General features: G+C 66.9%; 18 protein-coding genes. 8 read left to right on the top strand and 10 right to left on the bottom strand.

Annotated elements, in window-relative coordinates:
• From BES08_RS10020 to BES08_RS10005, 4 genes are read right to left on the bottom strand one after another with little or no spacing between them, the layout of a single operon-like run.
• Complete coding sequence (locus tag BES08_RS10020) at positions 1 to 1,011, bottom strand: arginine N-succinyltransferase (RefSeq protein WP_008828276.1); 1,011 nt, start codon at positions 1,009 to 1,011, stop codon at positions 1 to 3.
• The gene (locus BES08_RS10015) at positions 1,008 to 2,213 is read right to left on the bottom strand and encodes a hydrolase (RefSeq protein ID WP_069708211.1); all 1,206 of its coding nucleotides are present in this window, start codon (positions 2,211 to 2,213) and stop codon (positions 1,008 to 1,010) included. Before BES08_RS10015 ends, BES08_RS10020 begins: the two co-directional genes overlap by 4 nt.
• On the bottom strand, positions 2,210 to 3,631 hold the full coding sequence (astD, locus tag BES08_RS10010) for a succinylglutamate-semialdehyde dehydrogenase (RefSeq protein WP_069708210.1): 1,422 nt from the start codon (positions 3,629 to 3,631) through the stop codon (positions 2,210 to 2,212). Before astD ends, BES08_RS10015 begins: the two co-directional genes overlap by 4 nt.
• Complete coding sequence (locus BES08_RS10005; protein WP_008828279.1) at positions 3,628 to 4,650, bottom strand: 2-oxoadipate dioxygenase/decarboxylase family protein; 1,023 nt, start codon at positions 4,648 to 4,650, stop codon at positions 3,628 to 3,630. The genes astD and BES08_RS10005 overlap by 4 nt, the downstream gene beginning before the upstream one ends.
• 154 nt (positions 4,651 to 4,804) lie before the next feature.
• On the opposite strand from BES08_RS10005, the gene BES08_RS10000 reads away from it, so the two are divergent.
• Entirely contained in the window at positions 4,805 to 5,869 is a 1,065-nt protein-coding gene (locus tag BES08_RS10000) for an NAD(P)H-dependent flavin oxidoreductase (RefSeq protein ID WP_008828280.1), read from the top strand.
• Between the two features lie 225 nt (positions 5,870 to 6,094).
• Here BES08_RS10000 and BES08_RS09995 read toward each other — a convergent pair whose 3' ends face one another.
• The 5 genes from BES08_RS09995 to zwf all read right to left on the bottom strand — a co-directional run bounded on the left by BES08_RS09995 (position 6,095) and on the right by zwf (position 13,893).
• The gene (locus BES08_RS09995) at positions 6,095 to 8,905 is read right to left on the bottom strand and encodes a phosphoenolpyruvate carboxylase (RefSeq protein WP_008828281.1); all 2,811 of its coding nucleotides are present in this window, start codon (positions 8,903 to 8,905) and stop codon (positions 6,095 to 6,097) included.
• Positions 8,905 to 9,531 carry a bifunctional 4-hydroxy-2-oxoglutarate aldolase/2-dehydro-3-deoxy-phosphogluconate aldolase gene (gene eda, locus BES08_RS09990; protein ID WP_008828282.1) on the bottom strand — a complete coding sequence of 209 codons (627 nt, stop codon included), beginning with the start codon at positions 9,529 to 9,531 and terminating at the stop codon, positions 8,905 to 8,907. The genes BES08_RS09995 and eda overlap by 1 nt, the downstream gene beginning before the upstream one ends.
• On the bottom strand, positions 9,531 to 10,508 hold the full coding sequence (gene glk / locus BES08_RS09985; RefSeq protein WP_008828283.1) for a glucokinase: 978 nt from the start codon (positions 10,506 to 10,508) through the stop codon (positions 9,531 to 9,533). Before glk ends, eda begins: the two co-directional genes overlap by 1 nt.
• Positions 10,505 to 12,319: a phosphogluconate dehydratase gene (gene edd / locus BES08_RS09980; protein WP_008828284.1), complete on the bottom strand. Its 1,815-nt coding sequence runs from the start codon at positions 12,317 to 12,319 to the stop codon at positions 10,505 to 10,507. Before edd ends, glk begins: the two co-directional genes overlap by 4 nt.
• 131 nt (positions 12,320 to 12,450) lie before the next feature.
• Positions 12,451 to 13,893: a glucose-6-phosphate dehydrogenase gene (gene zwf, locus BES08_RS09975; protein WP_008828285.1), complete on the bottom strand. Its 1,443-nt coding sequence runs from the start codon at positions 13,891 to 13,893 to the stop codon at positions 12,451 to 12,453.
• Between the two features lie 313 nt (positions 13,894 to 14,206).
• Here zwf and BES08_RS09970 point away from each other — a divergent pair, with 313 nt between their 5' ends.
• Complete coding sequence (locus tag BES08_RS09970) at positions 14,207 to 15,193, top strand: sensor histidine kinase (protein WP_008828286.1); 987 nt, start codon at positions 14,207 to 14,209, stop codon at positions 15,191 to 15,193.
• Between the two features lie 114 nt (positions 15,194 to 15,307).
• Here BES08_RS09970 and BES08_RS09965 read toward each other — a convergent pair whose 3' ends face one another.
• A complete protein-coding gene (locus tag BES08_RS09965; RefSeq protein WP_069708209.1) occupies positions 15,308 to 16,726 on the bottom strand; it encodes an OprO/OprP family phosphate-selective porin in 1,419 nt (472 codons plus the stop codon).
• A gap of 466 nt (positions 16,727 to 17,192) precedes the next feature.
• On the opposite strand from BES08_RS09965, the gene BES08_RS09960 reads away from it, so the two are divergent.
• From BES08_RS09960 to phoB, 6 genes are read left to right on the top strand one after another with little or no spacing between them, the layout of a single operon-like run.
• Positions 17,193 to 18,239, top strand: coding sequence for a substrate-binding domain-containing protein (locus BES08_RS09960; protein WP_008828288.1), 1,047 nt, complete (start codon positions 17,193 to 17,195; stop codon positions 18,237 to 18,239).
• A 30-nt stretch (positions 18,240 to 18,269) separates the two neighbouring features.
• On the top strand, positions 18,270 to 19,643 hold the full coding sequence (pstC, locus tag BES08_RS09955) for a phosphate ABC transporter permease subunit PstC (protein WP_008828289.1): 1,374 nt from the start codon (positions 18,270 to 18,272) through the stop codon (positions 19,641 to 19,643).
• On the top strand, positions 19,636 to 20,523 hold the full coding sequence (gene pstA / locus BES08_RS09950) for a phosphate ABC transporter permease PstA (protein WP_069708208.1): 888 nt from the start codon (positions 19,636 to 19,638) through the stop codon (positions 20,521 to 20,523). Before pstC ends, pstA begins: the two co-directional genes overlap by 8 nt.
• A 4-nt stretch (positions 20,524 to 20,527) precedes the next feature.
• Entirely contained in the window at positions 20,528 to 21,289 is a 762-nt protein-coding gene (gene pstB, locus BES08_RS09945) for a phosphate ABC transporter ATP-binding protein PstB (RefSeq protein ID WP_008828291.1), read from the top strand.
• 25 nt (positions 21,290 to 21,314) lie between these two features.
• The gene (phoU, locus tag BES08_RS09940; RefSeq protein ID WP_008828292.1) at positions 21,315 to 22,016 is read left to right on the top strand and encodes a phosphate signaling complex protein PhoU; all 702 of its coding nucleotides are present in this window, start codon (positions 21,315 to 21,317) and stop codon (positions 22,014 to 22,016) included.
• Complete coding sequence (phoB, locus tag BES08_RS09935; RefSeq protein WP_008828293.1) at positions 22,013 to 22,702, top strand: phosphate regulon transcriptional regulator PhoB; 690 nt, start codon at positions 22,013 to 22,015, stop codon at positions 22,700 to 22,702. The genes phoU and phoB overlap by 4 nt, the downstream gene beginning before the upstream one ends.
• Positions 22,703 to 22,868: the final 166 nt, after the last annotated feature.

Genomic DNA, 22,868 nt, shown 5'->3' with positions numbered 1-22,868 from the left:
TCACGCCGGAGCGACCGTCACCGCATCGCCCACGCCGAGGCCAAGCAGCGCCGCCGCCGCCTCGTCCAGCGCGCCATCCTCGCTCACGCAGCCGAGGCAGGCACGGAATTCCGCCAGCCGCCCGGTCGCGATCAGGTGCGTCGGTTCGTCCTCCCGCACCGGGACCACCGCCGATACCGTCACCGTCTTCGCCTGTTTCACCGTGCGGATGCCATCGGTCTTCGCGATCATCGTCGGGCCGCCGTCGAAGATGTCGATGTAGTTCTGGAAGGCGAAGCCCTCGCTTTCCAGCATCCGCATGGCCGGGCGGCCGGAATAGTGCGGCTGGCCCATCACCTGCCGTGCGCCTTCGGAGAGCAGCGCAGTGTAGATCGGGTGCTTGGGCATCAGGTCGGCGATGAACTGGTTGCCGTGCTTGGCGTTGAACTCGTCGGCGTCGCGGAAACTCATGTCGAAGAAGCGGCCCGCGAGGCCGTCCCAGAACGGCGAGTTGCCCGCATCGTCGATGGCGCCGCGCAGCTCGGCCAAGGTCGTCTCGCCGAAACGCTCGCGGTGCATGGCGATGAACAGGTAGCGGCTGCGGGCCAGCAGCTTGCCGACACCCGCCGAACGCTCGGTAGCGTCGAGATAGAGCCCGCCGACTTCGCTCGCCCCGTCGAGGTCTGTGGACAGGGTCAGCATCTCGGCGCGGAAGGTGCGGTCGAGTTCCTTGGAATGCTGGGTGATGCGGCCGATGCGGTAGGAGTAGAACGGCAGTTCGGTGCCCACTTGCGAGAACGCCTGACAGGTGCCACGCACCTTCCCGGTTTCGGTGTCTTCGAGGATGAAGGCGAAGAGGTCGTTGGCGATTTCGCCGTCATCGCGGGCGAAGCATTTGGCGGCGCGTTCCAGCTTGCCTTTCAGCGTCGGCTTGTCGGGCGGCAGGTTGGTGAAGCCGCCGCCGGTGCCCTTGGCCATGCGGTAGAGCGCTTCGAGATCGCCCTCGCGCGCGGTGCGCAGCAGGAAGGTCATGCGTGTAGTGCTCCCCTGTCGAGACGGTGCAGGACGAGGGCCGTAAGGCGGGCGCGGGCGTCTAGCGAACTGGCGATCATGAACTCCTGCGGTGAATGGATCGAGCCCCCCAGCGCGCCCATCGTGTCGAGCACGGGAACGCCGCAGGCGGCGATGTTGTTGCCGTCGCACACGCCGCCGGTGTCCTGCCAGCGCATCGGCTGGCCCAAATCGGCGGCGGCCTTGCTGACGAGGCCGAACAGCGCCTCGGTCTTCGGCGTGATCGGCTTGGGCGGGCGCGAGACGTGGCCGTGGAGGTGGATATGGACGTCGTGCACCGCGCTGACCTCGGCGACGGCGGCCTCCAACAGCGCGCGGGCGACTTCCGCCAGTTCCGGTGAGCGGGGGCGCAAGTTGAAATGCAGGATCGCGAGGTCGGGCACAGTGTTGTTGGGCGCGCCGCCCTCGATCCGGGCAGGGTTGATGGTGAGGCCGTCACGAATGCCCGCCGCAAGCCGCAGCCCGAGGTCGCCGGCGGCGAGCACGGCATTGCGCCCGTCCTGCGGATTGCGCCCGGCATGGGCGGAAAGCCCGGTGACGACGGCGGCGTAATTGCCCGAACCCGGCCGCGCGCGGGCCATCGAGCCGTCGGGAAGGCCGGGCTCATAGGTCAGCGCGGCCAGCTTGACTTGCGCCAATTGTGCGATCAGCGCGGCGGAGGACAGCGAGCCGGTCTCCTCGTCGCTGTTGATGAGCACGTCGTAGCCCATCATCGGCGTACCCTGCTCGAAGGCGAGAAGTCCGGCGAGCATCAGCGACAGGCCGCCCTTCATGTCGGCGGTGCCGGGGCCGTTCAGGGTGTCCGCGTCGAGCCAGGTGCAGCTCTGGAACGGGTGCTCGCGGGCGTAGACGGTGTCCATGTGTCCGGTCAGGATCACCCGGTGGTCGGCCTCGGGGCGGACCGACAGGACGAGGTGGCGACCGTGGCCGACCTCGCGCAACTGGCCCTTGCCGTCGACTTTCTCGACCGGCGCGGGATCGACGAGGCGGACCTCGCCCGGCAGCGCGGCGAAGGCGTGGGCCAGCCGGTCGGCCATCGCCGCAAGGCCGTCCAGATTGCCCGTGCCGCTGTTGATCGCGGCCCAGTCCAGCGTCCGGTCGAGGATCGGCGCGTGCTCGATCGCTTCGAGCAGGTCCAGTTCCTCGCCCGACAGCGCGCTCATGGCCTGAGCTTGCCGTTCAGGGCGCCTGCGTTGCCCGAGGCGTCCGTCGCCTCGAAGCTGGCGACTGGGTAGGCGCAGTAATCGGCGGCATAGTAGGCGCTCGGCCGGTGGTTGCCGCTCTCGCCAAGCCCGCCGAAGGGCATCGAGCCCGCCGCGCCGGTGGTCGGGCGGTTGCGGTTGACCACGCCCGCGCGGCATTCGACGAGGAAGCGCTCCCACAGTGCGTCGTCGGCGCTTACGAGCCCGGCGGAGAGACCGAAGCGGGTGTTGTTCGCGGCTTCCATCGCGGCGTCGAAGTCCGGCACGCGGCTGACCTGCAGGACGGGGGCGAAGATTTCCTCGTCCGGCACGAACACGCCGGTCACGTCGAGCATGGCGGGGGTGACGAAGGCGGCGGAGCGGCCCTCGACCCCGGTGAAGGGGCGGATGACCTGCGCGCCGCGTGTCACGAGGCCGTCGAAGCGGGCCTTCGCGGCGGCGGCAGCAGCATCGGAGATCAGCGGGCCAATCCACGGCTCGGGCGTCTCGTTCCAGGCACCGATGACGATGCGGTCGGCGAGGGCCGCGACGGCCTCCACCAGCGCGGAGCCGAAGGCGGTGTCGGGCACGATCAGCCGCCGTGCGCAGGAGCAGCGCTGGCCGGTGGTGATGAAGGCCGATTGCACGACGACCGACGCGGCCTCGTCGACGTCGCCGTCCCAGGCCACCAAGGGATTGTTGCCGCCCAGTTCGAGGGCGAGGATCACGTCGGGCCGGTCGGCGAAGACGCGGCGGAAATGCGCGCCCGCGCCCGCCGAGCCGGTGAAGAGCAGCCCGTCGATCGCGCCCGCGACCAGCGCCTCGCCGGTTTCGCGCCCGCCCTGGATGCACTGGAAGACGTGGGGGTGATCGGCAAGGGCCTCGGCCCAGCACTCGGCCATCAGCGCGCCGGTGGCGGGCGTCATCTCGGAGGGCTTGAAGACCACCGTGTTGCCCGCGAGGAGGGCTGGCACGATGTGGCCATTGGGCAGGTGGCCGGGAAAGTTGAACGGACCGAGCACCGCCATCACGCCGTGGGGACGGTGACGCAGCACGGCCTGCCCGAACGGCATGTCGGTGCGCTTCTCGCCCGCGCGCTCAGCCTGCGCCGCGATCGAGATACCGACCTTGCCGATCATCGAGGCGACTTCGGTGCGGGTTTCCCAGAGCGGTTTGCCGGTTTCGCGCGCGATGGTCTCGGCGAGCGCGTCCTTGCGGACTTCAAGCGCGCTTCTGTAGCGTTCTGCCGCCTTTGTGCGGGTTTCCACAGGGAGTGAGCCCCAGTGAGCAAATGCCTTGCGCGCGCGAAGAAGCGCGGCCGAAACCACTTCGGAATCGGCAACTTCGCCTTCCCAGACAAGCGTGCCGTCAACCGGATCGAAGGATTTGAGGGTGGTCATGCCTGCTGCCTCGTCACCGCGAAGATTCCGGTCGCATTGCCACTGTCGAACGTGAGGTCGAGCAGGCCGGTTTCCGGGTCGATGTCGCGCGAAATGAACTCGTAGAACGACCCCGGAACTTCGCGGATGACCTCGCTGCCGTCGGGCAGGCGGAAGGGCCGGGCGACTTTGTCGGCCAGGATGGCGGTCTGCCGCACGCGGCCATTGCGGGAAATCTCGACGGCCGGTTTCAGCGGATAACCCTCTGATTTCAAAGACTCGGAATGAGCCTCGACGTCGGGGACGCGGGTGGTCGCATGGTTGAAAGCATTGCCCTCGGTGGCGATCCAGGCACCTTCCTTGCTATGCTCCAGCAGCGCTTCGTAATCCGCCAGCGTCGGGGCAGCGTGCTGCCGGTCGAAGGCACGCAAGGCCCCGCGCAGAATGGTCACCCCGTCCTCGATCGAACAGTCCCCATCGCGCGCGAGCACATCGAGTGCGGCCCACTCGGCCTCCCCCAAGGGATCGACGGAAGCGCCGAATATGGCGGCCGCGGCGGCCTGTGCGGTGTCGGGAAGCTGGTCGATGTGAAGTTCGGAGACGAAGAACTGCGGCACGGAGGCGGGCAGGTCGACCTGCACATAGGCGCGCCCGGTCATCGTCAGCGCGGGCAGGGGGTAGAGCCCGCGCACTTCATAACCCAGCGGAGCGAGGAAACGGCCGAATGCCTCATGTCCCGAGGGGAGCGCGCCGGTCGCACCGTCGATCGTGCGCAGGGCGCCGTGGTCGAAGACGATCGGTTCACCGGCGGCGCGCATCCGCTCGATATAGCGCGCGGCGGTCGGCACTCGCTCCAAAAGGTCGAGGAAAAGCACGGCGTTGAGCGCCATGGCCACTTGCGCGCGGCTGGCGCGCTCGGCCGATCCGGCCAGTTCCGGTGCGATCCGAAGCGTCTCCAGAGCGTCTTGCGCCTTGGCCTCACCGACAATCGGCCCGAGCAGGCGAGCGAGCGTTCCAAAGTCCGAAGATACAGGAATCATCGATCCCCCGTTGTTCATTTATTGCGTGTACGGGAAACATAGGAAAGCCATTTGCGGAAGTCCATGCCCCTGCGAAAGAAGCCTGCGAGGCAGCATCTTTGTGTTTTCACGGTAGGCGCTTAGAAGGCCATCAGGTCAATGGATGGAGCGGGTTATGGTGTTTCTCGAAAGGCTCGGCGTGAGCCTGCCCCTCATTCAGGCACCGATGGCTGGGACCAGCACTCCGCTGCTGGCGGCGGAAGTCTCGAACGCCGGGGCGCTCGGCTCGATCGGCGTCGGCGCGACGGATGCGGGCGGCGCGCGGGCCATGATCGGGGAACTGTGCGAGCGTACGGATCGCCCCTTCAACGTGAATCTGTTCGTCCATCGCACGCCAGTTGCCGACGCCGCATGCGAGGCGGCGTGGCTGGACTGGCTGCGCCCGCTTTTCGCCGAGTTGGGGGCCGAGCCGCCACAAGCTCTGCAATCGCCTTATACGAGCTTCGCGGACGATCCTGCGATGCTGGCGATGTTGCTGGAGACCCGGCCGCCGGTGGTGAGCTTTCATTTCGGCCTGCCCGCTGCCGATGCCATCGCCGCGTTGCGCGAGCGGGGCATCGTGATGCTGGCGACGGCGACGAATATCGATGAGGCGCGCGCCATCGCGGCAGCCGGGATTGACGCCGTGGTCGCGCAAGGAATCGAGGCGGGCGGTCATCGCGGTATGTTCGATCCCGGAGCGCCCGATCCCGGGCTCGGCACTATGGCGCTGACGCGGCTGCTGGTGCGCGAAGCCGGACTACCGGTGATTGCCGCGGGCGGCATCATGGACGGCGCCGGGATCGCCGCCGCGCTCGATCTCGGCGCGGTGGCGGCGCAACTCGGGACCGCCTTCATCGATTGCCCGGAATCGGCGGCGGACGAGGGCTATCGTGCAGCGCTCAAGGGGCCGGGTGCGTGGCACACGACACTGACGCCGCTGGTGTCGGGGCGCCCCGCGCGGGCGCTGGCGAACCGGTTTACGGCGCTCGCAGCAGAGGTGGGCGGGCGGCAGGTGCCGGACTATCCGATCACCTATCACGCCGGGAAAGCACTGAATGCTGCGGCCAAGGCGAAGGGCGAGTACGGGTTCGGAGCGCAGTGGGCCGGTCAGGGCGCACCGCTGGCGCGGACAATGCCCGCAGCCGAGATGGTCGCGGTTCTGATGGCGGAACTGAAAGCCGTGAGGACGCGGGGCTAGCCCGGACCCGCGATCTTTCACCCATTTCCCGTTACCCTGAACTCGTTTCAGGGTCCATTTCGCCGATAGCGCGGTAGCTGGATCAGCAAACCGACAGCGCGGCGTAAGCAGCGACGCTCCGGCACCAATTGCTCGATGGACCCTGAAACGAGTTCAGGGTGACGGGGGCGTTACAGGTGTGGGAGGGCGTGGTTCCGGCTCGGGAACCACGCCCTCAAATCCCCATCACCCGTGCGCGCCGAACTCGTTCGCCAGCGCGGTGGTGATCCGCAACGACAACGCATAGGACCGCGCGATCGGGTCGATGAAGTCCTTGTGGATCTGCGCATAGCCCGTCGCGCTGGAATCCGGGTAGTCGCTGGGGGCGTCCACCGCGAAGTCGCTGATCGAGGGGAAATGCACCGGGAAGGCGCGGCGCAGCTGGGCCAGGCCGTCCTCGACGCGCAGGGTGAAGAACATCTCCAGCACGTCGTCGCGGCTGATGTCGTTGGCGCGGCTGAACTGCGGGGTCATCACCGAGCGCAGGAACATGTGCTGGAACAGCGCGATGCGCAGCGCATGGAGCACGCCGAGCGAACGGCGCGTATGCTCGCGGTCGGCCTGCGGGGCCTCGTCCGGGACGAGATCGAGCAGGCGGTGCAGCTTCAGCGCATCGACACGCAGGCGCGAGGCAAGGCGGCGGTAGACCCCGGCACGGTCGTCCTTGGTCAGGTACTCGGCCAGCTTGAGGCAGGCGTCGGCGATGTTCTCCTCACCACCGCGATAGGGGCGGCTGGCCCAGTAGGCCGAGTTGAACAGCTCGCCATAAGCCGAGACGGTCTTGATCGAGGCCAGCGCATTGGCGGCGCGGGCAAGGCGCACGATCTGGCGGCCGCGTGCGGATTCGCGCAGGAGCCCGGCGATTTCCTCGCGGTTTCCGTCCGCCGCCGTGCCGATGCCGGCGATCACGTTCACCGGGTAACCCAGCTGCTGCAGGATCGCGTTATGCGGGATCGCGCGAATCTGGCGCAGGTTCATCGAGCGGTCGGAGGCAAGGTCAGACTGGCGGCGCGACTTGCGGCTGCCAGTATCGTTCAGCAGGCCGAGGCCGAACGCGGTGATCGCGCGGCTGTAGGTCGAGCTTTCCAGATGCTCATGCTGGACCGAGCGGATTGCGCGGTAGAAGTCGAGGCTGAGGTCGGTGCGGCGATAGAACAGGTCCGTCGGCACGTTGACGTCGGCATCCCACAGCGGGCGCTCGGCCATGCGGGTGAGGGTGGCCAGCGCCAGTTCGTCCGAGCCGAACCAGAGGTAGCCGTCGCCGCCTTGGAAGCTGACTTCGGGCTCCAGCCTGATCCCTGCACGCAGGAAGCGGCGGCGGGCCCAGGGCGACATCTGCCAGTCGAACCGGTCGTCGATGCTGGAGGGGTGGCAGCCGCGACCCATCGATTCGCCGCCGGTGTTGAAGATCAGCGCGCAGACGTCTGACAAGCCGTTGGCGGCCATGGCTTCCGACAGTCGGCCCTGCAGGCGTTCGATGGCTAGCGCGGCAGGCACCTGACCGACGAAGCGGCCTGCGTCGGAGAAGCCGGTCTGGATTGAGACGCGGCCACGCCGCCTTGCGTAGTCGCGGTAGGCGGGCTCGGCCAGCACCGCGTCGAGGAAGCGGCCGCCGTGTTCCAGCGCGGTTTCGGTCTCGAACAGCGGGGAGACGTCGACCTTCTCGTCGATCCCGAACATGCGCGCGAAATAGAGCGCGGCAAGCACGGTGGTCGGCTCCTCGCACTCGGCGACCAGCATGCGGATCGGCGCGTCGGCGTCGATGTGGCCGAGGATCTGCGCCATCGCGAGGAACTGGCGCACGGCGGTGCTGTTCTCGATCGCGAGCGCGGCGAAGTTGGACTTGAGCGGCTTCACTTCGGCCAGCAGCTCGCGCATGCGCACCAGCGCGGCCTGACTGGCAAGGCTGAGCTTGCCGTCCGGATCGATGCGGCGGCGGATCGCGTTCTGCAGCTGCGAGGCGTTCACGCGGAAGTGGATGCCGCCCATGCCGAGGCCGTCGGCGCGCATCGCGGCGGCGGTGACGAGGAGGGCGCGGGCCTGCTCCTGATCGGCGTGGCGGGCCTCGTCCTCAAGCCGGGTGATGATGGTTTCGAGGCTGACGATCTTGTCGGCGTGCTCGGCGGTGAGGCCGTTGGCGGCGGCGGACAGCGCCTCGGGATCGGTGAGATCCTGCCTGAACGCGGCCACGGCCTCTGCGGTGTGGGCGTGGGCGCGGGAGAGCTGCGCCGCGATTTCCGGTGCGGCCTGCTCCAGCGCCTCGGCGTAACCGGCCAGACGCTGGGCCTTTTCCTCCAGCCGGTAGCGGATCGAGGTGGACCACGAGATGTCGGTGCGGCCGTCCATGTCGTAGCCGACCCAGTGGGCGAAGCGCACCGGCATCGGGTTCAGGCCCTTCCAGCGCTTCGGCCAGCGGGCGGCGGCAAGGTCGAACAGGCGGGCGTTGATGCGATCACGCGCCTTCTGGCCGCGCGCCATCGCCGTCATGGCGGCTTCATGCTCGGAATCGAGCGTGATCGTGTCGCGCGCAGGCGAGGCGACGCAGACCGAGGCCACGCTGAAATCGCCGTTGGAGGCGGACGTGGTGACGGCTTCGGTCTGCGCGGCGGTCAGCAGAAAGGTCGGGTGCGCGGTGAAGACGACGTGCGCGGCCGGGCGCTGCCAACGCACGGCGAAGGCGGTGAAGTCGTCGTCATCGGCGGTCTTGGCGGCAAGGGCGTCGAGCGCCTTGTCGTTCTCCGCGATGGGCATGGTGCCGAGAATGCGGTCGAGCCGGGAAGCGCGGGCGCGCAGCCCCTCGCAGTCCATTTCGGAAACGAGCGCCTCGATGTCGTCGAGGGACATCTCGCCGTTTTCCAGTGCCCGCGACAGTTCCAGCCCAAGCTGGAACACCGGGTTGAACAGCGGCGTCACCGCCGTGAGCTTGTGCAGCTCCTTGAGGCGGGCGTCGAGAGCATCGACGGTGCCCAGCGCCAACTGGCCCGACCCGACCGCCATCAGCGGGCGAGGCCCGCTGCGAGGCGTGCTTCGGCCTCGATCTTGGCGACGTCCGGCTTGCCCTTGGGGACCATCCAGCTGCCACCGACGCAGATCACCGCGTCCAGCGCCAGCCATTCGGGCGCGTTCTGCGGAGTGACGCCGCCGGTCGGGCAGAACTTCGCGGCCATCAGCGGGGCGGAGATCGCCTTCAGCGCGGGCGGGCCGCCAGCTGCCATCGCCGGGAAGAACTTCAGGCGATCGAACCCGCATTCCAGCGCGAACATCACGTCGCTGGCGTTGGCGGTGCCGGGAAGGAAGGGGATCTTCGACTTGTAGGCGGCTTCGGCCAGATTCGGCGTCAGGCCGGGCGAGACGATGAATTCGGCGCCCGCGTCGATCGAACGCTTGAGGTCGTCAGGCGTCAGCACCGTACCCGCGCCGACGACGGCGCCGGGGACCTGCTTCATGATCTTGATCGCCTCGATCGCGCATTCGGTGCGCAGCGTCACCTCCAGCGCGGGCAGGCCACCGGCGACGAGCGCCTCGGCGATCGGCAGGGCGTGCTCGATGTCCTCGATGACCAAAACCGGGATCACCGGGGCGAGGCGCATGACCTTTTCGACGGCTTCGGATACGGTAGTCATTACTGGAGGTGCTCCCTTGCGAAGGCGGCCGCTGCGCCGAACAGGCCGGGCTGCGGATGAGTGATGAGCTTGACGGGCAGGGTGGCCATCAGGCCGGCGAAGCGGCCTTTGGCGCGGAACCGCTCGGCAAAGCCCGAGGTCTTGATGGTCTCGCGGATGCGGTAGCCAAGGCCACCGGCGATGACGACGCCGCTGGCGCCCTGCGCCAGCGCGCAGTCGCCCGCCGCCGCGCCGAGCGCGAGGCAGAAACGGTCCACGGCGGCGACGGCAAGGCTGTCCGTGCCTTCCGCGGCGGCGGTCCAGATCTGCACGTCGGTCAGTTCGTGGATCGCCTTGTGCTCCATCGCGGCCAGCGTCGCGTAGATATCGACGATGGCCGGGCCGGAGACGACGCGCTCCACCGAGACGCGGGTGTGGCGCTTGCGCAGGCGGGCGAGGATGGCGTCCTCGATCTGGTCGAGCGGGGCGTAGTCGGTGTGGCCGCCTTCGGTCGCCTGGACGTGGTAGCTGCCCTTCCCATCGCGGTAGAGGTGCGCCACGCCAAGGCCGGTGCCGGGGCCGAGGATGCTGAGCGTGCCCGATGCGGGCAGTGCCTCGTCCGGGCCGGTCAGATAGAGGAAGTCGCTCTCGTCCGCGCAGGCGACGGCGTGGGCGACGGCCGCGAAGTCGTTGATGATGGTCTGGCGCGTGGGGCCAAGCATCTCCTGGATCTTCGCGGGGCGCAGGATCCAGGGATTGTTGGTGAACTTGATGACCTCGTTGCCGACCGGGCCCGCCACCGACATGGCGACGGCATCGGGCAGGGTGCCGCCGTTCATGGCGCGGAACGCCTCCCACGCCAGCTGGAAGCTGCCGTGGTCCTTGGTGTGCAGGGTGGCGGGTTCGCCAAGCGTGATCCGGCCGTCATCGCCGATAGTGGCGATGGCGAAGCGGGCGTGAGTGCCGCCGATGTCGACGGCTACGATTTCCGTCGTCACAGCCCGGCAACCTCCAGCATCGACGAACCGCCGTGTTCGGCGCTCGACGCGTTGATGCGGAACATCGCGAAGAGTTCGCGGCCGGTGCCCATCGCGGGCGGCGGGGTCGGCGCGGGTTCGCGGCCCGAAAGGTCGGCGGTGGTGGAGATCGTGCCGTCCTCTGCCGAGAGACGCACGATATCGCCATCGCGCAGGTACGCCAGCGGGCCGCCTGCGAAGGCTTCCGGGGTGACGTGGATGGCGGCGGGCACCTTGCCCGAAGCGCCCGACATGCGCCCGTCCGTCACGAGCGCGACCTTGTGGCCGCGATCCTGCAGGACGCCCAGCGGCGGGGTCAGCTTGTGCAGCTCGGGCATGCCGTTGGCGCGCGGGCCCTGGAAGCGGACGACGACGATCACGTCCTTGTCCAGCTCACCGGCCTTGAACGCCTTCGCCACGCCTTCCTGATCGTCGAACACGCGGCACGGGGCCTCGATCGTCCAGCGTTCGGCATCGACCGCGCTGGTCTTGAAGGTGCCGCGGCCCAGGTTGCCGTCCACCAGACGCATGCCGCCATCGGGCAGGAACGGGTTGGAGACCGGGCGCAGCATCGTGTCGTCGCCGCTGACCGCCGGGGCGGGGGTCCAGCCGAGTTCGCCATCGACCATCACCGGCTCGTCCGCGTAAGCGCTCATGCCGCCTTCGGCCACGGTCAGGATGTCCCGGTGGGCGAGGCCGCTGTCGAGCAGCTCGCGGATCACCCAGGCCATGCCGCCCGCCGCGTGGAAGTGGTTCACGTCGCCCGAACCGTTGGGATAGGCGCGGGTGATGAGCGGGACCACGCCCGAAAGCTCGTCGAAGTCCTGCCAGTCGATCAGGATGCCGCCCGCGCGCGCCATGGCGGGCAGGTGGATCGCGTGATTGGTCGAGCCGCCGGTGGCGAGCAGACCGGCGATGGCGTTGACGATCGCCTTCTCGTCGACGACCTTGGCCATCGGGCGATAGTCCTCGCCCTTGCGGGTCATCGCCGCCAGACGGTGCGTGGCCGAGCGGGTCAGCGCGGTGCGCAGCGGGGTGTTCGGCGGCACGAACGCGGCGTTCGGCATGTGCAGGCCCATCATCTCCATCATCATCTGGTTGGAGTTGGCGGTGCCGTAGAAGGTGCAGGTGCCCGGCGAGTGATAGCTGGCGCTTTCGCTGGCGAGCAGTTCCTCGCGGCCGACCTTGCCTTCGGCGTAGAGCTGGCGGACCTTCTGCTTCTCCTTGTTGGAGATGCCGGTGGGCATCGGGCCGGACGGCACGAAGATCGCGGGCAGGTGGCCGAAGCGCAGCGCGCCGATGACGAGGCCGGGGACGATCTTGTCGCAGATGCCCAGCAGCGCCATGCCGTCGAACATCGCGTGGGACAGGGCGACGCCGGTGGACAGCGCGATGACGTCGCGGCTGAACAGCGACAGCTCCATGCCGTCGAAGCCCTGCGTTACGCCGTCGCACATGGCGGGCACGCCGCCCGCGACCTGGGCCGTGGCGCCCACTTCACGCGCGAACAGCTTCATCTGCTCGGGGTAGCGGCCATAAGGCTGATGCGCCGAGAGCATGTCGTTGTAGGCGGTGACGATGCCGAGGTTGACCGCCTTGTTCCCGGCGATCGTCGCCTTGTCCTCGCCCGAGGCGGCGAAGCCGTGCGCGAGGTTGGAGCACGAGAGGAAGCTGCGGTCGGAATGGCGGTCCGTCTCGCGGGCGATCATGTCGAGATAGCGCGCGCGGCTGTCCTTCGACCGTTCGATGATACGATCGGTGACGCGCGCGACCACCGGGTGGAGGTTGGTCATGGTCTACTCCTGGTCTTTCGCGACATCCGGCTTCTTCCCGCCCCGCATGTGCGCGGGACGGTAACCGGTGTCAATCGCTATATTCCGGCCCGTATGGGCCTGCTCAAGCAAACTTCGGTGCTGGCACGAGGTCACTCGTGCCAGGTTACTCCGTCACGTTCGGCGAGGGCGATCGCGGCGGACGGCCCCCAGCTTCCGGCAGTGTAAGTCTTGGGCTCCTGCGCCTGTTCCTCCCAGCCGGAGCGGATCGCGTCGATCCATTCCCATTGGGCTTCCACTTCGTCGCGGCGCACGAACAGGGTCTGGTCGCCTTCGATGAGGTCGAGCAGCAGGCGTTCGTAGGCGATGCGGCGCTGGTGGTCGGCGAAGGCGTCGGGGCGGGTGATCGCCAGCGGCACCGAGCGCAGGCCGTAGCCGTCGCGGTCCAGCCCGGGCACCTTGGCCATGAGCGAGAGGGTGATGTTCTCTTCCGGCTGGATGCCGATGACGAGGCGGTTGGGCACCGTCTTCGCGCCGCGACCGTGGAAGATCGAGTGCGGCACGTCGCGGAACTGCACGACGATCTCGGTCGTGCGCTTGGGCAGGCGCTTGCCGGTGCGCATGTAGAAGGGCACGCCCTGCCAGCGCCAGTTGTCGATGAAGCCCTTGATCGCGACGAAGGTTTCGGTGTTCGAATCCTTGCCGAGTTCTTCATCATAGCCGGGCACGGCCTTGCCGGTGATCGCGCCTGCGCGGTACTGGCCGGTGACGGTTTCCTCGGGCTTCACCTTGCGCAGCGAGTGAAGGACCTTGACCTTCTCGTTGCGGATCGAGGTGGCATTGTACGAAACCGGCGGCTCCATCGCCACGAGCGCGAGCAACTGGAGCATGTGGTTCTGCACCATGTCGCGCAGGGCGCCGCTGTCGTCGTAATAGGCGACGCGCGATTCGAGGCCCACGGTCTCGGCCACGGTGATCTGCACGTGGTCGATGTGCGCGGCGTTCCACAGCGGCTCGAACATCAGGTTGGCGAAGCGCAGCGCCAGGATGTTCTGCACCGTCTCCTTGCCGAGATAGTGGTCGATCCGGAAGATCCGGTCCTCGGGGAAGGCGCTGGCCACCGCGTCATTGATGACCTTGCTCGATGCGAGGTCCACCCCGAGCGGCTTTTCGAGCCCGATGCGCACGTTGCCGCTGGCAAGGCCGCTCTTCTCCAGACCGTGGATGGTCGGTTCGAACAGGCTGGGCGCAGTGGACAGGAAGATCGAAAGGCCCTGCTTCGGGGTGCCCACCTTCTCGGCCAGCGCGTGAAAGCTGTCGATGTCATTGGCGTCGAGCGGCTGGTAGCTCAGTCGGTTGAGGAACTGCGCCAGGCTGCCTCGGCGACCGGCGGGCAGGAACTGCTCCAGCGATTCGCGCGCGAAGTTGCGGAAGCCCTGGTCGTCCATGTCCGACCGGGCCGTGCCGATGATTTCGATGTCAGGACCCAGCAGGCCTTCCGCGTCGAGCGCGCAAAGCGAGGGGAGGAGCATCCTGCGTGAAAGATCGCCCGTGGCGCCGAAGAGGAGCAGGCGATCGGAAGTGAATTGCGTCACGGTACCCTTTCCACCGGACGACCGCGCTCCTCCTCGCAGCCGTTGATGATTGTTCTCAAGGCTGCACGGCGTCATGTCCACTTGTGGGCGGACCGCCATGCGGTTGCGCCATAACAAAGGCCGCCGCCGAGCGCTAGGGCGCTGAAGGCATGCAAGCACGTTTTCCAAACTCGCCGAGGGGCGAATGGACACGGAAATGTCATTTCCGGCGTTGGTGAATACGAATGTTGCAACAATAGTGTCTTGGAACCATGTCACGCGCGGATTTGAATCTTCGGCGCACACCCACCGCGACCTCAGGAGCATTACAGGCATGAGCATCGAGGGCGTCCACCTCCTCGAACATCTCCAGACCCCCGCGATGATGATCGTGCGGGGGCAGGTGCGCTTCGCCAACAGCGCGGCGAAGGCACTGCTGGGCGCCCATATCGTCGGGCAGGACGTGCGCATCGCCATTCGCGAGCCGCGCGCGGTCGCCGCGATTCTCAGCGACGAGGGCGGTTCGGCGCGGGTCAAGGGGCTGTCCACCGGCGGGTCGGTGTGGGAAGTCGACTGCAAGGTCGTCGGCCTCTACGAGCGGCTGGTCAGTCTCTATGACTTGTCGGAGCGGGTCAGCGTGGCCAAGTCCCACGCCGATTTCGTCGCCAATGCCAGCCACGAACTGCGTACCCCGCTCGCCAACGTCATCGGTTATTGCGAGACGCTGATGAACCCCAAGGCGGGCGGCGACGAGGGGCTGCGCAACCGGTTCCTCGGCACCATCCGCCACGAGGCGCAGCGGATGCAGGCGCTGATTTCGGACCTCATGTCGCTTTCGCGGATCGAGGCGGTGAAGCACGAGGCGCCTTCTGACACCGTCGATGTCGTCGCACTGGCGCATGAAGTGGCGGGCGAATTCAAGGGCACGATGGAAGTCCATGTCCGGGCCAACCAATCCGAAGCGGTCATCGCGGGCGATCGCGGCCAGCTTTCGCAGGTCCTGCGCAATCTCATCGACAATGCGCGCAAGTATGCGAAGCCCGAAGGCCCCGTGGAAGTGTCCGTGGAGGCCGCCAGCACCGGCTGGGTGCTCGTCACCGTGCGCGACGAGGGCGAGGGCATCGGCCCCGAACACCTGCCGCGCGTGACCGAGCGCTTCTACCGCGCCGATACCAGTCGCAGCCGCGCGGTGGGCGGAACCGGGCTGGGCCTGTCGATCGTCAAGCATATCGTCGAGCGCCACCGCGGCCGCTTCGACATCGAGAGCCGGCAGGGCATCGGCACCACCGCCTCGCTGATGCTGCCGCTCAAGGGAGAGTAAGATACGGCCGAGGGAGCTTCGACAAGCTCAGGATGAGCGGAGGCAGGGTAAACTTCCCAATTCCGCTCAGGCTGAGCTTGTCGAAGCCCCCTCGGCGCACAGCGTCACCCAGTCTCAGAAATCAAGCTCGAAGCGCGTGCCCACCACGTTGGCATCGTAGCTGCGCTCGCCCGAGGGCAGCGCCGCCGCTCCGTTATAGCGCATCAGCGCGTAATTGACGTTGAAGCGCAGGTACTGGATCGGCGACCACACCAGTGCGGCGATATAGCCGTTCTGCGTGCCGCCGCGAATGTCGCGGTCGTTGAGGTCCAGCCAGTCGTAGCGCAGCGCCACCTGGATCGAGCCGGGGCCGTCCTTGTCGAGCGGATGGGCAGGCGCGTTGGTCGTGAAGATGCCGCCCTTGTACCCGCGCGAATCGCCCTCGGTGAGGAAATAGCCGACTTCGCCGTAGGCCCCCTGGAAGCCCACGGTTGGCAGGCCCACGCGGTCGGCGGCGAGGTGGTAGTATTCCGCCGCGCCCCACCAGCGGCCGGAGATCGCCGCCATTTCCGCGCCGTACATCGTCTCGTCCTCGACATTCATCGCGGGCGTGCCGATCAGGCGGGTGTTGGTGCCGTGGGCATAGGGACGCTGCCGATAGCGGGTGCTTGCCTCGGCGAGACGCCCGAGCCGGCGCCAGTGCGCCGAGCCTGCCAGATGCAGCTGGATCTCGCCCAGCCTGGGCGCGAACACCAGCCGTCCATCGACCGAATAGCTGTTGTTCTCGTCCCCGCCGTTGACCCCGTCGCTGGAATTGGCGAGCGAACTCGGATCGTCGGTGAACACGCCCAACTGCGCGATCCACGGACCCTTGCCGTACTGCATGCCAAGGCCGAGGCGGCGCTCGAAGTTGAAGGCGTCGGTGAAGGCAGCCCGCTCCATGACGCTGCCCGAGGTGTCGCCGGTCAGTTCGTCGAGCGACCAGAACGCATTCTGGTTGCCAATCTGCACCTGCCACGGCCCGTTCCTGTACGTGATGAAGGTATCGACGAGGTCCACCGCGTTGTCGGAAAGCTCGAACTCCAGTTTGTACGAGAGATTGCGGGCCAGCGATCCCTCGCCGCCAAGCCTCAGGCGGCGCATCTCGCTGGAGAAACCCAGTCCCCGGTCGTCGAGTCCCCCGGGGACGGAAACGAATCCGGCATCGGCCTGGATGCGGCCCTTGACCTTGAAGGCCTTGCCGCCTTGCGTGAATTGCGGACTGCCCTTCCATGCGATTGCGGTTTCGTCGTCGGACTTCACAATCGGATCGGTCGTGGCGGCGAGAATGGGCGCCGAGGTGTTGGTCTGCCGTGTGGCGGGGTCCGTTGCTGCGGTCTGCACGTCCGGTGTCGAACCAAGTCGGCGTTCCAGGGCTTCGAGCCGAGCGCGAAGAGCCCGGACCTCGGCACGCAGCGCTTCGGCGTCCTCCCCGTTCGCGGGGTGTGCAAAGGCAGGCACGGCCATGGTTGTCATGACGAGGGCCATGGCGGTTCCGGCAGCAAATGTGCGCATCGGCGTCGGTTTCTCTCGCAAGGAATCGGGTGTCTTGCAGGTGGCCAGTATGTCCTCAAAATGACGGTTAAATGACATTTCCGAGACAGCTTCTCGCATTCCGCCGGCGGATGGGGCCGTTTTTGCGGCGTTACGGAAGGTTTCGGTGCGAGAACGTTGCAAAATAATGACAGGTGCTTGCGTCTTCGACCGATGCGCGCCCTGATGCGTCAGGGCGATTCGAAGGCGGCAAAGCGCTTTCATCGACGTGCTTGCCATCGGTTGCGCTCACTCGTAGACCCCGTTCAAGCGCATGTATCTGCAAGGTCGGGCAAAACCCGTCCGGGCATGGCGGGGAAACGGCCGCCTGGGCACCGTTGGGACGGGCAATTTTATCAGGCCGCGCAACGATGTCATCTTTTTGTCATGGAAGTGTCATTGAAGCCCAATAGGGGCGTCCCAGGATAGAAGCCCAAGGGGTTTATCAATGCGTACGACCAAGACTTTCATTTTCGCCGCCGTCTCGCTTGCCGCTCTCAGTGCTTGCGGTGGTTCGGGTGGTTCCTCGGCCGGTTCGCGCGATTTCGTGCGCGCCGTCGGTTCCTCGACCGTCTACCCGTTCGCCACTGCGGTTGCGGAAGGCTACGCCAAGGCTGCTGGCGTGAAGTCGCCGGTCATCGAATCGACCGGCACGGGCGCGGGCATGAAGCTGTTCTGCGCCGGCGTCGGCGCCCAGCACCCCGACATCGAGGACGCCTCGCGCCGGATGAAGAAGTCCGAGTACGAGGAATGCCAGAAGAACGGCGTCAAGGAGATCGTCGAGATCCAAGTGGGCATCGACGGTATCGCCTTCGCCGAATCGAAGAGCGGCCCCGGCTTCCAGCTGACCCCGACCGACATCTACAAGGCGCTGGCGGCCAACCCCTTCGGCAAGCCCAACACCGCCAAGACCTGGAAGGACGTCAATCCGTCGCTCCCCGCCGAGCCGATCCTCGTCTACGGCCCGCCCTCGACCTCCGGCACGCGTGACGCGCTCAAGGAACTGATCCTCGAGGCCGGTTGCAAGACCGATGCCGCCACCAAGGCGCTCAAGGACAGCGACAAGAACAAGTACGAGGCAGTCTGTCACGACATTCGCGAGGATGGCCCTTATGTGGACGCCGGCGAGAACGACAACCTGATCGTCCAGAAAATCTCGCAGAACCCCAAGGCCGTCGGCATCTTCGGCTACTCGTTCCTCGAAGAGAACCCGGACAGCCTGAAGGGTATCCCGATGTCGGGCGTGACGCCGACTTACGCGACGATCTCGGACTATTCCTACCCTGGTGCGCGTCCGCTCTACATCTACGTGAAGAAGCAGCACCTCGCGCCGATCAAGAGCCTGCAGGGCTACGTCGCCGAGTGGGTGAAGTCGTGGGGCCCCGATGGCCTGGCCCAGAAGAAGGGCATGGTCATTTCGCCGGACGACGTGCGCAAGAAAAGCGCCGACATCGTCGCGAACATGACCCCGCTCGACCCTGCCGAGCTGAAGTAAGCACTTGAGGAAAGGGCCGGGCGGCCAGACATGATACTCACCGGAGTTCTCCTGGCCGTCCTCGGCCTCGGCCTTGTCGGCTGGTTCGCCGCGCGCGGCCGGGCGCGGCTGCTCTATACCGGCCGGGGATCGATGCACTCGATGCCCGCCTATCACGGCTGGCATCTGGCGCTGTGGATCGTCGTCCCGGCGCTGGTCGCCTGGCTGGTATGGCAGGCGGTGATGCCCGGCCTCGTCCAAGGCGCGGTCTTCGCCACCCCCGCCGCGCATGGCCTGCCGACCGACCCGTTCCAGCTGGGCGCCATCGTCGCCGAGGCGCAGACCATCGCCTCCGATCCCAATGCCGTCGCCTTCAACCCGGAGGCGCAGGCGCTGGTCGAGCCGTTCCGGCAGGCGCAAGTGAAGTTCGGCCTGATCGGCGCGGTGATCGTGCTGATCGTCGCCTTTGCGGGCGGCGCCTTCGGCTTCACGCGCATCCGCCCGGATTTCAAGGCGCGCACCCACGTCGAGCGGCTGGTGCTGGGCGTGCTGCTGGCGGCTTCGCTGCTGGCGATCCTGACAACCTTCGGCATCGTCGCCTCGCTCGTGTTCGAGGCGGGCATGTTCTTCAAGGACGTGTCGCCGATCGCCTTCCTCACCGGCACCCACTGGTCGCCGGCGAGCACGATGGGCGACAACATCAACAACAACTTCGGCGCGGTGCCGCTGTTCTGGGGCACGATCTACATCGGCGCGATCATCGCCATGGTCGTCGCGATCCCGCTCGGCCTGATGAGCGCCATCTATCTGACCCAGTACGCCACGCGCGACGTGCGCAAGTGGGTGAAGCCGATGCTGGAGATTCTGGCGGGCATTCCCACCGTGGTCTACGGCTACTTCGCGGCGCTGACCGTCGCCCCGCTGATCCGCGACTTCGCCGCCTCGATCGGCATGCAGAACCCCTCCACCGAAAGCGCGCTGGCCGCAGGTCTGGTGATGGGCGTGATGATCATCCCCTTCGTCTCCTCGATGGCCGACGACGCGCTGGCCGCGGTGCCCCGCGCGATGAGCGACGGTTCGCTGGCCCTTGGCGCCACCCGCTCGGAGACGATCAAGAAGGTGCTGCTGCCCGCCGCGCTGCCCGGCATCGTCGCGGGCGTGATGCTGGCGATCAGCCGCGCCATCGGCGAGACGATGATCGTCGTCATGGCCGCCGGTGCCGCCGCCAACCTTTCGGCGAACCCGTTCGCCTCGATGACCACGGTGACCTACCAGATCGTCCAGATGCTGACCGGCGACCAGGAGTTCAACAGCCCCAAGACGCTGTCGGCCTTCGCGCTGGGCCTGGTGCTGTTCATCGTCACCCTCATCCTCAACATCGTCGCCCTGCGCGTCGTGAAGCGGTTCCGCGAAGCCTATGAGTAAGTCAGACTGGAATTCGCCCGAGGCGGTCCGCCGCCTCGCGAAGCGCCACGCCGCGGAGAAGCGGTTCAAGGTGATCGGCCTCGGCGCGATTGTCCTGAGCCTCGGTTTCCTGGCGCTGCTGCTCGTCATCATGCTAAAGAACGGCCTCGGCGGTCTCGACTGGGATTTCCTTTCGGGCTCGGACTCCACCGATGCCAGCGCGGCTGGCGTGTGGGGGGCGGCCAAGGGCTCGCTGCTCACCATGATGGTGACGCTGCTGCTCAGCTTCCCGATGGGCGTGCTCGCCGCGATCTATCTGGAAGAGTTCGCGCCCAAGAAGAAGTGGATCGAGTGGGTGGAGGTGTCGATCAACAACCTCGCCGCCGTGCCTTCGATCATCTTCGGCCTGCTGGGTCTGGCGGTGTTCATCAACACCTTCCAGATGCCGCGTTCGTCGCCGCTGGTCGGCGGTCTGACGCTGGCGCTGATGACCATGCCGGTCATCGTCATCTCGGGCCGTAACGCGATCAAGGCGGTCCCGCCCTCGATCCGCGAGGCCGCCTACGGCATCGGTGCGAGCAAGGTGCAGACGACGTTCCACCACGTCCTGCCGCTCGTGCTGCCGGGCATCCTGACCGGCACCATCATCGGCATGGCCCGCGCGCTGGGTGAAACCGCGCCGCTGCTGATGATCGGCATGCGCGCCTTCGTCGTCACCCCGCCCGACAGCCTGACCGCCCCGTCGAGCGTGCTGCCGATGCAGATTTTCCTGTGGTCCGACGAAATCGACAAGGCTTTCGTCCAGAACACTTCCGCCGCCATCATCGTGCTGCTGGTCTTCCTGCTCGCCATGAACGGCATCGCCATTTACCTTCGAAACAAATTCGAAGTCCGCTGGTAGAACCATGACCGAAGCCAAGATCACCGCCCGCAACGTCGACGTCTTCTACGGACAGAAGAAGGCGATCAACGACGTCTCGATCGACATCGACAACGGGATCGTCACTGCCTTCATCGGCCCCTCGGGCTGCGGCAAGTCGACGTTCCTGCGCACCCTCAACCGCATGAACGACACGATCGCCGGCGCCCGCGTCGACGGCCAGATCCTGCTGGACGGCGAGGACATCTATGCGTCCACCATGGACTCGGTCGCCCTGCGCGCCCGCGTCGGCATGGTGTTCCAGAAGCCGAACCCGTTCCCCAAGTCGATTTACGAGAACATCGCCTACGGCCCGCGCATCCACGGCCTCGCCAGCGCGAAGTCGGACATGGACCGCATCGTCGAGAACGCGCTGACCAAGGCGGGCCTCTGGGAAGAGGTCAAGGATCGCCTGACCGACGCCGGCACCGCGCTGTCGGGTGGCCAGCAGCAGCGCCTGTGCATCGCGCGCGCCATCGCCGTCAGCCCCGAAGTCATCCTCATGGACGAGCCGTGTTCCGCGCTCGACCCGATCGCCACCGCGCGCATCGAGGAACTGATCGACGAGCTGAAGGAGAGCTTCGCCATCGTCATCGTCACCCACTCGATGCAGCAGGCCGCGCGCGTGTCGCAGCGCACCGCCTTCTTCCACCTCGGCAGCATGGTGGAATACGGCGAGACCGACCAGATCTTCACCAATCCGCGCGAAACGCGCACCAAGGACTACATCACCGGCCGCTACGGCTGAGTGTTGGCATAAGCAGGGACACGCCATGGTAGACCATACCGTCAAGGCCTTCGACTCCGAGATCGGGCAGCTTCGCGGCCTCGTCGCCGAGATGGGCGGGCTCGCCGAAGTCGCCATCCGCGACGCCATCACCGCGCTCGTCCATCATGACGAGGAACTCGCCGCACAAGTCGTCGCCGCCGACGCCAAGCTGGATGCGCTGGAGGCCGAGGTGGACCGCCTCGCCGTGCGTACCATCGCGCTGCGTGCTCCCATGGCCGACGATCTGCGCGACGTCATCGCCGCGCTCAAGATCTCGGGCGTGATCGAGCGCATCGGCGACTATGCCAAGAATATCGCCAAGCGCGTCAATGCGCTGGAAGGCCGCACCAAGATCGACCCGGTAACGCTGGTCCCGGCCATGGCCGAGATCGCCGAGTCCATGGTGCGCGATGTATTGAACGCCTACGGCTCGCGCGATGCGCAGCTGGCGGTGGAGGTCATCAAGCGCGACCAGAAGCTGGACCAGTTCTACAACACGCTGTTCCGCTCGCTGCTGACGCACATGATGGAGAACCCCGCGACGATCACCAGCGCCGCGCAGCTTCTCTTCATCGCCCGCAACCTGGAGCGCATCGGCGACCATGCCACCAACGTGGCGGAGATGGTCTATTACGCCGCGACCGGCGAGTACTGCACGGAGCGTGACTCTTTGACGGATGATACCAGCTCGGGAATGCTGTCGTGAGCGCGGCCTCGATCCTCGTCGTCGAAGACGACGTCGCCCTCAGCGAACTGCTGACCTGGAACCTCTCGGCCGAAGGCTACGACGTGCGTTCCACGCCCGACGGTGAGGAAGCCCTCGTCATGGTGCGCGAGCAGACGCCCGATGCCATCGTGCTCGACTGGATGATCGAGCAGGTGCCCGGCATCGAGGTTTGCCGCCAGCTGCGCAAGGACAAGGAAACCGCCTCGGTCCCGATCATCATGCTCACCGCGCGCGGCGAGGAAGAGGACATGATCCGCGGCCTCAAGACCGGCGCTGACGACTATGTCACCAAGCCGTTCTCCCCGCGCGAACTGATGGCCCGCATCGAAGCGCTGCTGCGCCGCGCGCGGCCGTCGCTGGCGGGCAGCGTGCTGTCGTGGGGGGATATCGAACTCGACGCCACCAGCCACCGCGTGCGTCGCGGCGGCGAGGCGCTGCATCTGGGTCCGACCGAGTTCCGCCTGCTGCGCTATTTCATGGAACGTCCGAACCGCGTGGTCTCGCGCCAGCAGATCCTCGACGGCGTCTGGGGCATGGACTCGGATATCGACGAGCGCACGGTGGACGTTCACATCCGCCGCCTGCGCAAGGCGATCAACCGCGACGGCGAGACGGATCCGATCCGCACCGTGCGCGCGGCGGGCTATGCGATGGACGTGGCGTAAGGCCTGGGCTGAAGGGGCTTCGACAAGCTCAGCCTGAGCGGAATTGGGAGACTTACTCTACCTCCCGCTCACCCTGAGCTTGTCGAAGGGTCAGGCGCAGCCTGTCGAAGCCCCATCGGCATCAACCGACGCAATCATAAAGGGGCCGCCTTGCCGCGGCCCCTTT

It is taken from the genome of Novosphingobium resinovorum (assembly GCF_001742225.1).
GTDB lineage: Bacteria > Pseudomonadota > Alphaproteobacteria > Sphingomonadales > Sphingomonadaceae > Novosphingobium > Novosphingobium resinovorum_A.
Note: the sequence above shows the minus strand (reverse complement) of the source record. Positions and strands in the feature narration are given on the sequence as shown.

Coding starts and splice junctions, on each gene's coding strand:
- BES08_RS10020 (WP_008828276.1), bottom strand. CDS start 1,011: ATGACCTTCCTGCTGCGCACCGCGCGCGAGGGCGATCTCGAAGCGCTC.
- BES08_RS10015 (WP_069708211.1), bottom strand. CDS start 2,213: ATGAGCGCGCTGTCGGGCGAGGAACTGGACCTGCTCGAAGCGATCGAG.
- astD (WP_069708210.1), bottom strand. CDS start 3,631: ATGACCACCCTCAAATCCTTCGATCCGGTTGACGGCACGCTTGTCTGG.
- BES08_RS10005 (WP_008828279.1), bottom strand. CDS start 4,650: ATGATTCCTGTATCTTCGGACTTTGGAACGCTCGCTCGCCTGCTCGGG.
- BES08_RS10000 (WP_008828280.1), top strand. CDS start 4,805: ATGGTGTTTCTCGAAAGGCTCGGCGTGAGCCTGCCCCTCATTCAGGCA.
- BES08_RS09995 (WP_008828281.1), bottom strand. CDS start 8,905: ATGGCGGTCGGGTCGGGCCAGTTGGCGCTGGGCACCGTCGATGCTCTC.
- eda (WP_008828282.1), bottom strand. CDS start 9,531: ATGACTACCGTATCCGAAGCCGTCGAAAAGGTCATGCGCCTCGCCCCG.
- edd (WP_008828284.1), bottom strand. CDS start 12,319: ATGACCAACCTCCACCCGGTGGTCGCGCGCGTCACCGATCGTATCATC.
- BES08_RS09970 (WP_008828286.1), top strand. CDS start 14,207: ATGAGCATCGAGGGCGTCCACCTCCTCGAACATCTCCAGACCCCCGCG.
- BES08_RS09965 (WP_069708209.1), bottom strand. CDS start 16,726: ATGCGCACATTTGCTGCCGGAACCGCCATGGCCCTCGTCATGACAACC.
- BES08_RS09960 (WP_008828288.1), top strand. CDS start 17,193: ATGCGTACGACCAAGACTTTCATTTTCGCCGCCGTCTCGCTTGCCGCT.
- pstC (WP_008828289.1), top strand. CDS start 18,270: ATGATACTCACCGGAGTTCTCCTGGCCGTCCTCGGCCTCGGCCTTGTC.
- pstA (WP_069708208.1), top strand. CDS start 19,636: ATGAGTAAGTCAGACTGGAATTCGCCCGAGGCGGTCCGCCGCCTCGCG.
- pstB (WP_008828291.1), top strand. CDS start 20,528: ATGACCGAAGCCAAGATCACCGCCCGCAACGTCGACGTCTTCTACGGA.
- phoU (WP_008828292.1), top strand. CDS start 21,315: ATGGTAGACCATACCGTCAAGGCCTTCGACTCCGAGATCGGGCAGCTT.